Annotated in this window: 13 protein-coding genes and 1 pseudogene; 5 read left to right on the top strand and 9 right to left on the bottom strand. The window is 64.6% G+C overall.

The genetic code is table 11. The features are described from left to right. Positions 1–16: 16 nt before the first annotated feature. Positions 17–1,042 (top strand): hydrogenase expression/formation protein HypE, encoded by a 1,026-nt coding sequence (gene hypE, locus H6A15_RS04970; RefSeq protein ID WP_204672653.1) that lies wholly within the window; start codon positions 17–19, stop codon positions 1,040–1,042. 150 nt (positions 1,043–1,192) lie between these two features. On the opposite strand, the gene H6A15_RS04965 is transcribed toward hypE, so the two are convergent. Next, positions 1,193–1,438, bottom strand: a complete 246-nt coding sequence (locus H6A15_RS04965) for a hypothetical protein (protein WP_204672652.1) — start codon at positions 1,436–1,438, stop codon at positions 1,193–1,195. A gap of 135 nt (positions 1,439–1,573) precedes the next feature. After that, complete coding sequence (locus H6A15_RS04960; protein WP_204672651.1) at positions 1,574–2,302, bottom strand: AEC family transporter; 729 nt, start codon at positions 2,300–2,302, stop codon at positions 1,574–1,576. A 252-nt stretch (positions 2,303–2,554) separates the two neighbouring features. Between H6A15_RS04960 and H6A15_RS10720 the strand changes: the two are divergent. Continuing rightward, positions 2,555–2,728, top strand: a pseudogene (locus H6A15_RS10720) (HTH domain-containing protein); the annotation flags it as partial. A 128-nt stretch (positions 2,729–2,856) separates the two neighbouring features. On the opposite strand, the gene H6A15_RS04950 reads toward H6A15_RS10720, so the two are convergent. Beyond that, a complete protein-coding gene (locus tag H6A15_RS04950; RefSeq protein WP_204672650.1) occupies positions 2,857–3,048 on the bottom strand; it encodes a hypothetical protein in 192 nt (63 codons plus the stop codon). An 87-nt stretch (positions 3,049–3,135) separates the two neighbouring features. On the opposite strand from H6A15_RS04950, the gene H6A15_RS04945 reads away from it, so the two are divergent. Next, a complete protein-coding gene (locus H6A15_RS04945; protein WP_204672649.1) occupies positions 3,136–3,564 on the top strand; it encodes a PTS sugar transporter subunit IIA in 429 nt (142 codons plus the stop codon). A 391-nt stretch (positions 3,565–3,955) separates the two neighbouring features. Next, a complete protein-coding gene (locus H6A15_RS04940) occupies positions 3,956–4,615 on the top strand; it encodes an HAD family hydrolase (protein ID WP_204672648.1) in 660 nt (219 codons plus the stop codon). A 139-nt stretch (positions 4,616–4,754) separates the two neighbouring features. Here the strand turns inward: H6A15_RS04940 and H6A15_RS04935 are convergent, their stop codons facing one another. Beyond that, a complete protein-coding gene (locus tag H6A15_RS04935; protein ID WP_239462362.1) occupies positions 4,755–7,337 on the bottom strand; it encodes an acyltransferase family protein in 2,583 nt (860 codons plus the stop codon). Positions 7,338–7,609: 272 nt separating this feature from the next. Here H6A15_RS04935 and H6A15_RS04930 point away from each other — a divergent pair, with 272 nt between their 5' ends. Then, complete coding sequence (locus tag H6A15_RS04930) at positions 7,610–8,590, top strand: ribokinase (RefSeq protein WP_239462361.1); 981 nt, start codon at positions 7,610–7,612, stop codon at positions 8,588–8,590. A 181-nt stretch (positions 8,591–8,771) separates the two neighbouring features. Here the strand turns inward: H6A15_RS04930 and H6A15_RS04925 are convergent, their stop codons facing one another. The 5 genes from H6A15_RS04925 to H6A15_RS04905 all read right to left on the bottom strand — a co-directional run bounded on the left by H6A15_RS04925 (position 8,772) and on the right by H6A15_RS04905 (position 15,126). After that, positions 8,772–9,326 (bottom strand): hypothetical protein, encoded by a 555-nt coding sequence (locus H6A15_RS04925; protein ID WP_204672647.1) that lies wholly within the window; start codon positions 9,324–9,326, stop codon positions 8,772–8,774. Between the two features lie 57 nt (positions 9,327–9,383). Then, positions 9,384–10,064 (bottom strand): orotate phosphoribosyltransferase, encoded by a 681-nt coding sequence (gene pyrE, locus H6A15_RS04920; RefSeq protein ID WP_204672646.1) that lies wholly within the window; start codon positions 10,062–10,064, stop codon positions 9,384–9,386. A 112-nt stretch (positions 10,065–10,176) separates the two neighbouring features. Further along, positions 10,177–11,415 (bottom strand): Nramp family divalent metal transporter, encoded by a 1,239-nt coding sequence (locus H6A15_RS04915; protein WP_204672645.1) that lies wholly within the window; start codon positions 11,413–11,415, stop codon positions 10,177–10,179. A 13-nt stretch (positions 11,416–11,428) separates the two neighbouring features. Then, a complete protein-coding gene (locus H6A15_RS04910; RefSeq protein WP_204672644.1) occupies positions 11,429–13,336 on the bottom strand; it encodes a magnesium transporter MgtE N-terminal domain-containing protein in 1,908 nt (635 codons plus the stop codon). A 383-nt stretch (positions 13,337–13,719) separates the two neighbouring features. Next, positions 13,720–15,126 carry a polysaccharide deacetylase family protein gene (locus tag H6A15_RS04905; RefSeq protein ID WP_204672643.1) on the bottom strand — a complete coding sequence of 469 codons (1,407 nt, stop codon included), beginning with the start codon at positions 15,124–15,126 and terminating at the stop codon, positions 13,720–13,722. Positions 15,127–15,159 lie beyond the last annotated feature (33 nt).

Here is a 15,159-nt window from a genome sequence, read left to right as displayed (position 1 = left end):
GACAAAGGAGACGCACATGGTAACCGACAACACCGTTCTTCTGGGCCACGGCTCGGGCGGGCAGATGATGAAGCGCCTTATCGACGAGGTCTTTCTTGAGGCGTTTGGCTCGCCTGAGCTGCTTGTCGGCAACGACTCCGGCGTCGCCGAGCTCGCCCCCACCGGCCGCATCGCCATGTCCACCGACAGCTTCGTGGTGACTCCGCGGTTCTTCCCCGGCGGCGACATCGGCCGCCTAGCGGTGTGCGGCACAGTAAACGACGTCGCGACTTCGGGGGCGCACGTCCGTTATCTCTCGTGCGGCTTCATCCTTGAAGAGGGCTTCCCCATGGGCGACCTCTTGCGCATCTGCTCCAGCATGGCGAAGACCGCCGAGGAGGCGGGCGTTCGCATCATCACGGGAGACACCAAGGTGGTCGAACGCGGCGGGGTCGACGGCGTCTATATCAACACGGCGGGCGTGGGCGAGGTGCCCGAGGGCGTGGAACTCTCTGGCGGCGCGTGCCGACCGGGAGACGTCGTCCTCGTCTCGGGAACGCTGGGCGACCACGGCATTGCGGTCATGAGCCAGCGCGAAGGCCTTGCGTTCTCGACCACCATCGAGAGCGACGCGGCGCCCCTCAACCATCTCATCGCCGCCGTCCTCACCGCCGCTCCCCGCACGCGCTGCTTCCGCGACCCAACGCGCGGCGGCCTCGCGAGCACGCTGAACGAGTTTGCCGCGGCGAGCAATGTGGAGATCGAGGTCGACGAGGACGCCGTCCCTGTGCTGCCGCAGGTTCAAGCGGCATGCGAGATGCTTGGCTACGACCCCCTGCAGGTCGCCAACGAGGGCAAGATGGTCGCCGTCGTGCCGGCTGACGAGGCGGACGCAGCACTTGAGGCGATGCGCGCAAGCCGCTATGGCGAGAACGCCGCGATCATCGGACGCGTGAGCGAGCTTGCTCCCGCGGCAAGGCCGCGCGTGCTCGTGCGCACCCCCTGGGGCTCTACGCGCATCCTCGACATGCTCGTAGGCGAGCAGCTGCCGAGGATCTGCTAGCAGGCGCCAAGCAGCACCGAAACCACGGGGATGGTGAGGATCGATCGATCCGGTCTCGTTTGGCGTCTGGCTGCGCGAAGACGGCGGCCCGCCCCCATTGACCGGTTCATCACCTTGCTGAGCGAATCGGTCGCCTGAGCCTGGCGGCTGCTACTCCCCCTGCTGCTGGCGCAGGCGCGCGAGGGGCTCGATGCGATGCATATGCTTCGCCTCGGCATCGGGCAGTTCGACATCCGATTGCGCCGACGCCACCGCCGCGGCCGTCGCCGGCCGCAGGGAGATCTGCAGACCAGTGAGAGAATCAGGGACGTAAGGGTGGTACGCGCCCGACATGCGATCGCGTCTCCGATAGCCCCATGTATCGTTCAACCAGTACTCGGTCTCGTAGAAGCCCATCATAACCTCGCGTTTAAAGCATAGATAGACAAGGTTATTGGATAACCTTGTATAAATGAACGCGATAGACAAGCTTGTTGGCAGGCACGCCAAACAAAAAGCCGAGCTGCCCCTCCGCGCGACACGTCCGCGCGCCTACATGCCAAGGGCAACCAGGGGAACCGTCGCAATAGAGCCGGCGATGCTCAGAAACGTCACCTGCATCATAGGCGATGCATCCATGCCGCTCTGCACGCAATAGAGCGTTCCGTTCGTTGCGACGGGCATGGCGCATTCCAAAACGATAACGGCAGTCGCAAGGCTCTCCGCGCCGAGCAGGCGCAGCGCCAACAAACTCGCAAGGGGAATACCGAGCAGGCGAAATGCCACCGCCACATAGGAATGAGGATTGCTGACCATCTCGAGAGGGTCGTACTGGGCAAGCGAGGAGCCGACGATCAGCAGCGCGGCAGGCGTCGACATCTGCCCCACCACCGACATCGCGCTGCCGACGATCCCCAGGTCGCTCACCCCCACAAGAGCCAACACCAGCGTCGCCACGCCCGCGACGATCGTCGGGGTCTTCAGGCTCGCCAGCACCGAGGCAAGCCGACGAGCACGCCCGGCGCGAGGCCTCGTCCCGGCATCCGCCGCCCGAGCGAGACCGCGCGTGCGAAACATGCCCGCGCCGACGGTAAACATAAAGACGTTGCCGAGAACGCTTGCGATCACCGCATACAGCAGCGCGATGTCGAGCACGAGGGTGGTAAGCCTCCGATCGAACTCGCCGCCGAGAATACCGAGGCGGTGCAGGACATACCCCAAGAGAATCGGAAGGGAGACCACCCCCATCTGTGAGATGATCCCGCCCATGTCGAGCGACATGGCCTATCGCGCCCTCACGAGCTCGTGGAGGCGCAGCCAGCAGAATGCCACGAGCACAACGGTTACGCCAAGCTGCAAAAACAGCGGCTCCATACCCGTGCTCGATGCCCCCACCATGGCACCGCGCCCCAGGGACACCAAGGATGCTTGTATCGCTGTAGATACGCCGGACCGCGCTGACAGGCGCGCACGACCAGGCGGCCGCCACAGGGCAGGGCGTCGGCCTCTGGCACGGACGGACGAGGGACAGGCATGGCATCTGCGAAGCAGGACCGCATCAATCGGTTGGTCTACATCCTTGAGCGCGCGAATTCATGGGTGTCTTCAGCCGTGCTCGCAAAGATGCTCAATACGAGCGAGCGCACGGTGCGCAACTACATCGCAGAGATTAATCGGGGCGGCGGGCAGCGTGTCGCCTCGTCGAAAGAGGGATACCGGCTTGAGCGCAGCCGCACGGCAACGCCCGAGGACGAATCCCGTTCTTTGCCCGCCAACACGCATCCGGCAGGGGGCGCCCAGGCGCCGCAGAAGAGCGTCCGCGACACCCGCCGCGACTACGCGCTCTCCAACCTGCTGCTCCACATCCTGGTGATCATCATCCGCTTGAAGTCCAACAACGAGCTCGGCGACCATGACGACTCCATCGACGCCACCGGACTGTTGGGAGACTTCGCCCAGCGCGACGAGATCAGGCGCTGCGCCGACGAGTTCTCGCGATACTTCGAGGATGCCTTCGGGTGCCCCATCCCCGAAGCCAACGAAAGATCCGGACCAAGGTCGCGGGGGTATTGGAGGCAAAACGCCGCGGCCAGGCGCACCGGCTCCTCAGGCACGTGCTGCAGCCCGAGCTGTTCGCCCGCAACGTCCAACTCCAGGGCGGCCCGGACGCCTATATCGACTACCTCGGGTCGCTCTGCATTGCCGGCGAGTTCGCCGACGAGGACTTCATACGCGACGTCCACCTGCGCGAGCGCATCTCGTCGACCGCCTTTACCGAGCGCCTTGCCATCCCGCATTCGATCGACACCTATGCCGCTCGCTCCTTTATCGCGGTGCTCCACAATGACACATCCATACCTTGGGGCCGCCACGACGTGAACTTCGTGCTGCTCATTGGCATCGCACGCGAGGACATGGGGTATTTCCGCGACGTGCTCGACATCATCATCGAGCTCTTCTCGTCGGTCGACGACACCATGCGCCTCATGCAGACGGACACCTTTGAAGAATTCCTGCGTGCCTTCACCCACGACCTGGGCTAGGCGCCGCTCCGTCTCAGGGACCCTATCGAGGCCGCCGGGTACCCTCGACGGCCTTCGCGATGCTCCAGAAACAATTCGTTTCGCTTTTCCGACATTTTTGCCCTGCCCCTCGAGTAGGCAGCCATGTGGCGTCGATAAAACCCCAGGTGGAAGCATTGCGCTGTTTCTGTCTACTTAGCAGGTGCCCGCAAAATGTAGGAAAAGCGAAGTGATTTTTCTTGTGCTGTCGACAACGCCGAGCTTAATGCATAAAGAGGCGCCTTCAACCATCCGTATTGAATCAAGCAGCATGCCTGCGGTATGGCGCACGGATGGGAGGACCCTGACGTGGCGCCCCACGCGCAAAGGTGAGACAATAGGCGCGCCGTGCCACAGAACTACGAGGAGCCCTATGTCCTTCACCCATGTCATCTTTGACCTCGACGGAACGCTGCTCGACACCCTTGCGGACCTAGCGCTCTCATGCAACCACGTATGTGCTGGCCACGGCTGGCCCACGTTCGAGATCGACGCCTACCGCTATAAGGTCGGCAACGGCATGCCCAAGCTCATGGAGCGGATCATCCCTGCCGAGTTCGCAGGCGACGACGCCGTATTCTCGCAGGTATTTGCCGAGTTCTCGGCCTACTACGCCGCCCATAAAGAGGATCACACGCACCCCTACCCGGGCGTGCTCGACATGCTGGACGACATGCTCGCCGCCGGGCTCACCCTTGCGGTTCTTTCAAACAAGGACCACGGCGCCGTGGCGCCGCTTGTCCAGAGCTACTTCGGTGACAGGTTCGCGCTCGCCCAAGGACGCGTCGACGCCTTCCCGCCCAAACCCGCCGCACCGATTACGTTGCACGTTATGGAACAGCTGGGGGCAGACCCGTCCACGACGCTCTATGTGGGCGACAGCAACGTAGACGTGCAGACCGGCCACAACGCGGGACTTGTCGTAGCGGGAGCAGCATGGGGCTTCCGCGGAAGCGGCGAGCTCGAGGCGGCGGGAGCGGATTACATCGCCCACAGCGCAAGCGAGGTCGTGGACATCGTCCGGTCTTCGTAGCCCCGCCTCCACACGCGCCGGCAAGACGAGACCATGCGCCACCCAACGTGCTCATAGAACAGAACCACATCGCAAGCGGGAAGGCCCTCGATAAAAAACGGCGGCATCCCGCAGGATGCCGCCGTCGATCATGAGCGCGCTATACCGCAGAGCCCTCTTCTTTGGGATTGAGCGCATGCGGGGCAAAGCCAGACGACAGGGACTGAGCGAGCTTTTCGGCCGCGCTGCGCGCCGCCTGAGGCTGCGGGTCGTCCACATGGTCCTCAGGATGAACGGGCAGGTCGTCTTTCACCGCGTTATAGATCAGGTTGATGTACTCCTGCGCGCCCTGGCTATTCAGGTGCGTGCCGTCGCCGTCAAAGAGGTCGTTGCGACCAGCGCTGTACCCATACCAGTCAACGACAGACGCGTTCTGATAACGTTCGGGCGCACGCCCGATCGCCTCGTTGGTGGCGCCGACCCATGGCTGCGGGCTGCGCGTGTTCACAAACACCGCCTTGCGCTTATCACCCACAAGGGACATGAGCTCATCGATCTGCTCGTCGGTCACAAGGCCGTTTGTGCCGAGCGCGAACACGGCGACCTTGCCCGCCAGGTTCTGGTCGACATAGCTGCGATACGCCTCGATGCCGGCCGAGAACTGGCGGCTCTTCGCTGCATCGATATGTCCGTGGGGGAAGGTCGAGCCAAACGTATCCACAGCGCGCAGCGATACCGAGTCACCGATCATGACGATGTCGTAGGAGCCTGCGGGGAAATCGCCGTCGCCCGTATCCTTCTCGCCGTCGGCAGCGGGCGTGCCCTCCCCCGAGGGCTGCTCGGCGCCACCCTGGGTCCCCACGGCACCGCCCTGGGTGAGCAGGGCCGCGCCCTCGTCGCTCAAGGCGGAGGTATTGGGCACGAAGATGAGACCGCCCGCTGCAACGAGCGCCACCGCCGCTGCGGCGGCCACGGGCACGGGCCGCGTCCGCACGAGGGCAGGGACGCTCACCTTGCCGGCACGGACACGGGCTATGACCTTGCCGAGGGCGCCCTTGCGGAACGGGGTCTCGATAAAGCGATACGAGAACTCCGCCGCGGCGAGCACCACGAGCACCTGGATGATCATGAGCCACCACGGCGTGTCGTTGACGTCGGCGACCGGGTTCATGAGCAGCAGCAGCGGGTAGTGCCACAGATAGATGCTGTAGGAGCGCTTGCCCAGCCACACAAGCGGGGCAAACGAGAACGCCCGCGCAACCATGCCCTCGGGCTGCACCGCGGCCATGATGAGCATGACCGTGAACACGGAGCACAGAAGCGTGCCACCCTGATACTGGAAGGCGGTGTAGCCATTGGTGAAGACCACCATGAGGACGAGCCCCGCAAGGCCGGTCAGGCCGATGATGTCGACCGCGTGGCGAGACAGGGCGGCAAGCGCTCCCGAAGCGGGGGCCTTCTCGCGCACCGCAGACGAGCCGTCTGTCGGAAGCGAAGCCTCGACGGCGCCGTCGGCTGCAGCCGCCTTCTCGTCCTTGCCGGGAAGCAGTCTCGAGAGCCCCAAGAGCCTCGCGAGCTCGCGCGGGTGCATGGAGCCTTCGGGGATAAACGCCAGCCACGCGCCCAGGAGCAGCGAGAACACGCGGGTATCGGTGCCATAGTACAGGCGGCTCGGATCCACGGCGGGGTTGTACAGCAGCGCCATGGCCAACGCGGAGACCGCGGCGAGCCCAAGCACCACACGCCTGAGCGGGCGCTTCTTGATCCCTAGGTGCAGCAGCAAGAACAGCACCGGGGGCCACACCAGATAGAACTGCTCCTCGATGGCGAGAGACCAAAAGTGCGTGAGCGGAGACGGGTCGCCGAGCGCGTCGAAATAGGACACGTTCTGGATGATCTGCCACCAGTTGTTGAAGAACAGCAGCGACGGCAGAATGTCCGGACGCATCTTGGTGAGCATCACATGGTTGAAGATGGTGCAGAGCGCGCAGGTGACCAAGACCACCGTCACGATGGCAGGAACGAGTCGCCGCACGCGACGCAGCCAAAAGTTCTTCAGGTCGATGCGCCCCGTCTGCGAGAACTCGTTGAGAAGCAGCCGCGTGATGAGGTAGCCCGACAGCACGAAGAAGATGGTGACGCCCAGAAGGCCGCCCTGCGCCCAGGTGAGATTGAGGTGATAGAGCACCACCGCGATCACGGCAAAGGTGCGAATGCCGTCAAGCGCAGGAATGTAGCGCGAACGCGGCCGAGCGTTTGATACCGCCTGGGCCGCACCCATCCCCGGGCCAGCCGGCCCGCGGGCTCCGCCCTGGGCCGCCCGCGCCTGACGCGACGCTCCCGCAGGAGCGGAGGCGCGGCGCCCGCTCGAAGCGTCCGCGGCGACCCTCCGCCGCGCGGCGCCCGCCTGCGGCGCAGCGCCACGGGGGCCTCCCGTCCGAGGCCGCGCGTCCCCGGCGTGGCGTCGGGCCTCCTGTGCAGAGGCGTGCTCGGGCCGCTGCGCGACGCGCGCACCCGCCTGGGCCCGGTTGTTCGAGATCGCTTCGGGCGCGCCCTGTGAAGAGGAGGCGGCAGGGCGGGCTGCCGGACGGGGCGAAGGATCCGCCTGGACGCCCTGTTCACCCTCCGCCGGCATCGGCACCCGCCAGGAGCCGGTCACGCCCGGGCGTGCGGCGGCACCGGGAACGGAACGCTGGCGCGCGGAGGTGTTCGTGGCGTCGTTCATATCAAAAGGAGTGCTCATGCTGCATCCAATAAGCTGCGTTTCAGTGGTTCCATAGACGTTTCTTATTGTACCTGTGGGCGCCCGCGTTGCGAAGGAGCGCTGGAAGGAGCAGTAGGCTAGACCCTGGACGCAAGGCCATCACCAGCGCCTTTGCGTGCTAGGCATGCCCCAGCACACAGATGCCCCTTCAGGCCGAGATAAGTCCTCCATATCTGTCAGCATCTTGTCGACCTCCGATGCCGAGCCGGTTGGGTACCATGAAAATCGAAGGACCATCCAAGGAGGCCTCTATGGACGAGCAAGACAAAGAGATGCTGCGCGACGGGCGCACCGTCGTCGTGTTTGGCAGCATAAACCAAGACCTCTCCGTAGCCTGTGAACGCGTGCCGCGCACGGGCGAGACCCTCCATGGCCATGACTTCATCTCGGGAGCCGGCGGCAAAGGCGCCAACCAGGCGGTCGCGGCGGCGCGCATGGGCGCCGTGGTGCATATGGTGGGCGCTGTCGGTGCCGACGTCTTCGGCGATGCCCTTGTCGCCGGGCTCGAGGGCGACGGCATCGGCTGCGCATGCGTCGAGCGCCGTGAGGACACCTCGACCGGAGTCGCCATCATCCTTCGAAGCGACGGGGACAATCGCATCGTGCTGTCGGCGGGAGCCAACACCGCCCTTTCTCCGGCACAGGCATGCAGAGCCGTCGACGCGCTCTTTGAACGCGGCGACGCCTGCGTGGGCAGCGTCTTCTTGGCGCAGGGCGAATGCGACCTCGATGCGACCGCCGCCGCCATCGAGCACGCGCATCGTCGCGGCATGTACACCATCTTCAATCCGGCGCCCGCCTGCAGCCTGCCAGCACCGACCTGGCGCGAGGTCGACCTGGTATGTCTCAACGAGACCGAATGCGAGCAGGTTTGCGGCATCGCCCCTGTCGATGAGGCGAGCTCCAGGCGCGCGCTCGAAGCCCTCTGCCGCATGACGGGCGGAGCGGCCGTCATCACCCTCGGAGATCGCGGATCCGCCATGCTCTCGGAAGAAGGGTTCGCGCAGCTTCCCGCGCGCTCCGTCGAGGTCGTCGACACCACCGCAGCCGGAGACACCTACCTCGGGGCGTTCGCCGCCATGCGCTCGCTGGGCTTCCCGCTTATCGACGCCGCCTGCGAGGCAACCTGCGCCTCTGCGCTCGCGGTGTCGCGCCTGGGGGCGCAGGCATCGATTCCAACATCCGACGAGGTCACCGAATGGATCATCGAGCAGTGGCAGAACGGCTGCTAAGGGACGCGGCGGCACAGGCAGACGCACCCTGATGCCTGCCCGCTGCAATCCCGCGGCAGCTCTGAGACCTTGGCCGCCTACATATGAGCGCGCCGCCCGAGAAACACCCGGGCGGCGCGCAATCCCATGCCGCCTGAGAGGCGGCACCCCTGTCGCATTCGACGCGACGACGAGCAGGGCCCTACGACATCATCGCGTTGAGGATCGCCGTCTCGGCGCCGTCGCTTTCGGACCAGACGCCCTCGTCATCGCTCTCGTAGGGCACCTCGATGGTAACCGTCTTGGGCTCGGTGTCCTGCGTCACCTGCATGAGCAGCTCGCCCGCCATCGTGTAGAGCCCCTGCTCGTCTGCCTGGGCGGCAAGGTCGAGCGAGCTCAGCTTGTCGGCAAACTGCGTCTGGAACCCGGAGAGGATATCGCCGAGAGACTTCATGGTGAGGTCCACCTTGGCCGTCGCGGTCCTGTCCTCGACCGTGATATCGCCGATCGAGTAATCGAAGCCATCGAGATAGGACTTCGCGAATTCCTTTGCGTCGATGCCGAGCGTCGCAAAGTCCTCACCCGAGGCTTCGGAGATCTCGTCCATGAGGTCGTCCCCGCCCTGCTTGATCTCGTCGAGCTGCTCGGTGAGATCTTGGCGGATCAGGTCTTCCACCGACGGCCCCCCGCAGCCGGGCAGCACCACCAAACACAAGGCGGCAAGCATCATAATCGGAACCAGCAGGATCTTCTTCATGGGTCCTCCCCCCGATCGCATGGGCCGCACGAGCCGTCTCGTCGGCCCCATGTCACACTACTTCACGCCGTAGAGCTCGTAATATGCATCGAGCGCCGCGCGAGTCTCGTCGTCGATCACCACGCGACCGGCGACCTCGCGACCATACAGGTGCTCGACGACCTCGTCCATGCTCACGATGGAGGCAACCGGGAAGCCGTAGCGCTCGGTGATCTCCTGTTGGGCGGTCACCTTGCCGCCCTTGCCCACCTCCATGCGGTTGAGCGACACGATGAGACCCTTGATCTCGACGTTTGCCGCACCGGTCACGATGGGATAGGTCTCATCGATGGACTTGCCCGACGTGGTGACGTCCTCGACCATCACCACGCGGTCGCCGTCGGAGAGCTCGTACCCAAGCAGATTGCCCGCGTCTGCGCCGTGGTCTTTGACCTCCTTGCGGTTCGAGCAGTAGCGGACCTCCTTGCCATAGAGGTCGTGCATGGCGATTGCCGTGACGACCGAAAGCGGGATGCCCTTATAGGCAGGCCCGAACAGCACGTCGAAATCCAGGCCGAAGTTGTCATGGATGGCGCGCGCATAGTACTCGCCGAGCTTCTTGAGCTGCAGGCCCGTCACATAGGCGCCCGCGTTCATGAAAAACGGTGACTTGCGCCCGCTCTTGAGCGTGAACTCGCCAAACTTGAGCACGTCGGACTCGACCATGAACTCGATGAACTCCTGCTTGTATGCCTCCATGGGAACTCCTATCTCCCCGCTGTATGTCCTTGCCGACAAGCATAGCAGAGCGCGTGGCGCGAACCCACCCGCCGGGCGCTCCGAAGCGCGAAACGGGCCGAGGCAGAAACCGTTAAAACCCAAGCATCTGAAGCGCGAACATGCATATGGTGAGCACGGTGATGAGCACGATGGTCACCCAGGTGAGCACGTTCCACAGCCGCCCGTTGCGATATTCGCCCATGATGCGGCGGTCGCGCGCCACGAGCACCAAAAACACGAGCAGCACGGGCAAAAGCACGCCGTTGATCACCTGCGCGCTCATCATGATTTCAAAAAGGTCTACACCGGGCAGGATGACCAAGATGCCGGAAAGCATGATGACGCCCGTTATGATGCCGCGATAGGTGGGCGCCTCTTCCCAGGTGCGGTCGGCGCCGCGCTCCCACCCAAATGCCTCACAGATCGCCGACGAGGTGACGCCCGGCAGCACACAGGCGGCGAGAAAGCTCGCCGCAACAAGGCCGGCAGAAAACAGGATGGTCGAGAACTCCCCCGCGATGGGCTCGAGCGCCAGCGCCGCGTCCGCGGCGTCGGAGACCTCGATGCCTGCCGGGTGGAGCACGGTGCCCGTGGTAACGATGATGAACCAGGCGATGGCGCAGGCGATGACCGACCCCGTCACGGTATCGATGCGCTGAAGCACGATGCCCGACTCGTCGACGTTTTTATCCACCACGTTGTTCTGGGCGAGAAAAATCATCCATGGGGCGATGGTGGTGCCGATCGTCGCGACAAGCAGCGACACATACTCGGGCTCGGCGACGGCGTGCGGCGAGACGGTCGCGGCGACAACCTGGCCCCACGAGGGCCCGGCAAGAAAAGCCGCGACCACATAGGTCACAAACACGCAGCTCACCACCAGGAGTACCTTTTCGATGCGCTTGAAGCTCCCAGACATGGTGAGCAGCCAGATGACGAGGGCCATGAGCGGCACCGAGATGGTCTTAGGCACGCCAAAGAGCGCCAGGCCGCTCGCGATGCCCGCAAACTCGGAAATGGTCACGGCGGTGTTGGCGATCAGGAGCGCCCCCATGGCAAAGGCGCTCAGGCGCACGCCGAAGCGCTCGCGGATGAGCGAGGCGAACCCCTTGCCGGTCACGCAGCCACAGCGTGCCGCGGTCTCTTGGACCACGATGAGCAGCAGCGCCATGATGGGCAGGATCCATAGGGTCTGATACCCATAGCTCGCCCCCGCGCTCGAATACGTGGCGATGCCGCCCGCGTCGTTACCTGACAACGCCGCCAAAAGCCCAGGCCCCATGGCCCCCAGCACGGCGGCGGCCGTGAGTTTGGAATGATCCCCCTTCATGCCTGCTCACGCCTTAGGCAAGCAGCCAGAAGATGGCGAGCGTGGAGGCCGCCGAATACAGGACGCAGGCGATGAGCAGCGCCGAGACGTTGAGGGCCGTCCCCGAGGTGTTGCGGTCGTGCTCGTCGCGCCAAAAGAGAATCTTGAGATATATCACCGAAGCGGCGCAGCTCACGAACGTCACCGCGGCGGCGCAGGCGAAGCACGCGGAGAGCGCCCAGGCCGAAAGGGCCGAGGCGTCGGCCAGCCCCGTGTCCTGCCAGGGCAGGGCAAGCGGGCTGATCTGCGAAAGCACCTCGTCGGGATAGGCGGCCCCCAAGACCAGCTGGCCGCACAGATAGATCACGACGGCACTGATGAGGCCGACCAGCGTTGTCTGCACGAAAAATCCCAGGTAGGGACCGTCCTCGTCATCGGATTCGTCGTACTCGAGATAGAAGTTCCGCACGAAGGACACCGCTCGGCTCGATGCGATGAGCACGGCGGGCATCACGCACATGGGATAGATGAAGTAGGAGCCGAAGCCCCCCATCCACTGCAGGACCGCAGCCACGATGCCCGAGGCGACAGCCCATACAAGCAGCCAGTACTGCCGGTGGGCAAACCATGACAACACGTGGAGCGACTCGCCGCTCGTCGCGCCCTCGCCAGAGCTCATGCCCGCGATCTGGAGGTCTTCCTGGTGCTCCTCGCTCATGACCTCCATGGCGTCGTCCACCGTGACGATGCCCAGGATATGACGGTTCTCGTCGCACACCGGCATGGCGGCAAGGTTGTACTTCGACATCTCCTCGGCGACGTCTTCCTGGTCGACGTCGGGCGCCACCCACACCACGTCTCGGTAGGCAAGGCTGTCCAGGCGGGCGTCGTGGTCGGCGACGATGAGCGTGCGCAGCGAGAGCACGCCCGTGAGGGCGCCGGTGGGATCGGTGGTGTAGACGTAGTAGACGCTCTCGAAGTCCTCGTCGAGCTTGCGGAGGCCCTCGATGGCATCGGCGACGGTCGCCGTCGCCGGCAGGGCCACAAACTCCGAGGTCATGATGCGGCCGGCGGTATCTTCCTCGTATCCAAGCAGGTTGCGGATGGCACGCTCCTCCTTGACGCCCATGAGGCGCAGGAGCTTCTCGGCCTTTTCGTAGTCGAGCTCCTCGATGAGGGCGACGGCGTCATCGGGGTCCATGAGTGCCAGCATCGACGACGCGTCGCGGTCGCTCATGCCCTCGAGCACCTCGGCGACAAGCTCGTCGTCGTCGAACTCGCTGATGGCCTCTGCCGCCTGGGCGGTGTCGAGCTGGGCAAAGACCTCGCCGCGCAGGCGCGGGTCAAGCTGCTCGATGATGTCGGCGATGTCGGCAGGGTGCAGCTCGTCAAGCGTCTTGTGCGATACCGAGAGCTTGATCTGCTGGGTGCTGCGCTCGAGCAGGTCCATGTACGACCAGGCGATGATGTGCTCGGGCAGGGGTTTGCCCACGAGCTTCGCGATGCGCGACGCCACGCGCTCGAGAGCAGGATGCAGGGCGCGCAGCAAGCCGCGGGCACCGACCTCGGCGCCAAGCAGACGCAGCTGGTTCTCGCCCGAGGCGGAGAGTTTAAGGTCGTTTACGCGGACGACCTTGAGGCCCTGCGTGTCGACGATCTGCTTGTTCATGATGTCGCGCGCCAGCAGCACCTCGTCGGGCTGCAGGTAGGAGAAGCGGACATCGGTCTGAGGGGTCTTCAGGTAAACGCCCGTGTTGTCAAAGTGGTCGACGTATTTTCGCCACGAGATCATGAACGGGGTCTTGGCGGGACCCTGAAAGGCGAGCGAGGTCACATGGGGAAAGACCTCGCCGGTTGCGATGCCCAAGTCGTTGACGACGCCGAGCTCTTCCCCGTTCGAATCGATGACGGGCAGCTTGAGCATCTCAGATAGATAGTTCATGGTGCTCCTTCGACACCCAGGCGATGCGCGCCTGAGCGGGACGATCTTGTTGGAACGCGCGTCAGGCCGCGGCACCCGTGCCCGCCTGCGCACCGGAGAACCCCGTGCGCGCGCCCCGAGAGCACCCGCAGGGGTCAGCTACTGTGAGGTCGAGGTTTCGATTTCACCTTGCATCCTTTTGCTGATAGGCCCTACAAAAAAGCGGTCGCCTCGCGACAACCGCCCATACTATAACAGGTGCGGGCGCGCACGGCACCCGCCATTTTGAACCTATGCCCCGCCGATGGGCCCACATATGGCGCGCCGCCGCGGCCCGCGAGACACGAGGCCCCCATGGGCGCCGCGCGCACATGACCGGCATGCGGCGCCCGCGCGGCCGTGCGTCACGCGCCCTCGCCTGTGGACGCGTCGTCTGCCAACGTGGGCAGCACGGCGTCCTCGGGCATCGTGACCTTTGAAAGGTCGAGTGCCTCGGAGAGGCTCTCATCCGACGCAACCAACTCGGAGAGCGTCACCAGCTTGTAGCCCATGCCCTGCAGCTGGTCGATAAGCGCCGGCAAGGCCTCGACGGTCTGTGCGCCGACCTCGGCGTTGTCGGTAAGCAGAACGATGTTACCGTTTCGCACCGAGTCGCAGACGTCTTGGACCACCTGGTCGGCGCCGGGAAGCAGCCAGTCGCCCGAGTCAACGTTCCACGAGACCACCGCGCTCACCAAATCCATGGCCTCCGCCCAGCTCTCCTCCGAAAACGCCGCATAGGGGGCTCGCAGCAGGCTCACCTCCTGGCCCGTCGCCGCGCTGAGCGCATCGAAGCCGCGCGTGATCTGGACTCGAAGCTCCTCGCCCGAAAGCTCGGTGAGGTCCGTGTCGCTATAGGAGTTGCTCCCCAGCTCGCAGCCCGCATCGGAGATGGCCTTCGCCGCCGCCGGGTTCGCCTCGACGGCGTCACCCGAGAGGAAGAACGTCGCCTTGACTCCCTTTTCCTCGAGGATCTGTACGATCTGCTCGGTGTATTCGCTCGGCCCCTCATCGAAGGTGAGCGCGATATAGCTCCCCTGATCGGGCGTAACCGACGACGAGACGACCTCGCAATTCACGACCTCCTGCACGACTCCGCGATCGGCCACGATGCCCGACACCTTGCCCGTCCACACTTCGGACCTGCCGGGAATGCCCCAGGTCTTCACGCATTGGATGGCGCCCGTGCCGCTCACCGTGAGCGTCGGCTCGATAGTCGTCGCCTGGACGTCGTGGTCCTCATAGGTATCCGGGCCGTCCTCGACCGTGACCTCTTCTCCGCCGGTGAGAGAAGTCGTCGACAGGGCGTCGAGCTCCACCGCGTCCCCGTTGAGGGTGACCGAGTAGCGTGCGCCGCCCTCACGCTCGAGCACCGAGTCGTCCACCGCCAAAAGGTCTCCCGCCTGGGTGGTCTCGTCAAGGCCTTGATCGGCTATGAGCTGCTCTATGGTCGCGTTGATGCGCACCGAGGCCGGCTCGCCGTTCAGCGTGATGTCGACCGAGCGGTTCATGTACCAGATGATGCTGGCGACAAAGAACAAGAAGGCGCATGCCACGGCAATGACGGCATATGGCTTGCGAGAATTGTTGCCGCCCGCGTGAAAGCCCTGGCGGCGCCGGCCGAAGCCTTGCGAATGATTGAGGTACATGGCTCCACGGCGGCGCGTCGCCCTCTGGCGGGCGCCCGGAAGCTGATAGCCTGTGCTGCCCCTGCCGCGACGCATGTGCGGCCTGGACTTGTTACCCGAGTAGGAGGTGGTGTAGTTAGGCAACGGTTCTCCTCCTCATGATCTTGCGACGGCGCG

The sequence above is a fragment of the Enorma phocaeensis genome (assembly GCF_016901575.1).
In the GTDB taxonomy this organism is placed as follows: Bacteria; Actinomycetota; Coriobacteriia; order Coriobacteriales; family Coriobacteriaceae; genus Limicola; species Limicola phocaeensis_A.
The sequence above is the reverse complement of the archived record's forward strand: the minus strand, read 5'-3'. Positions and strand labels throughout refer to the sequence as shown.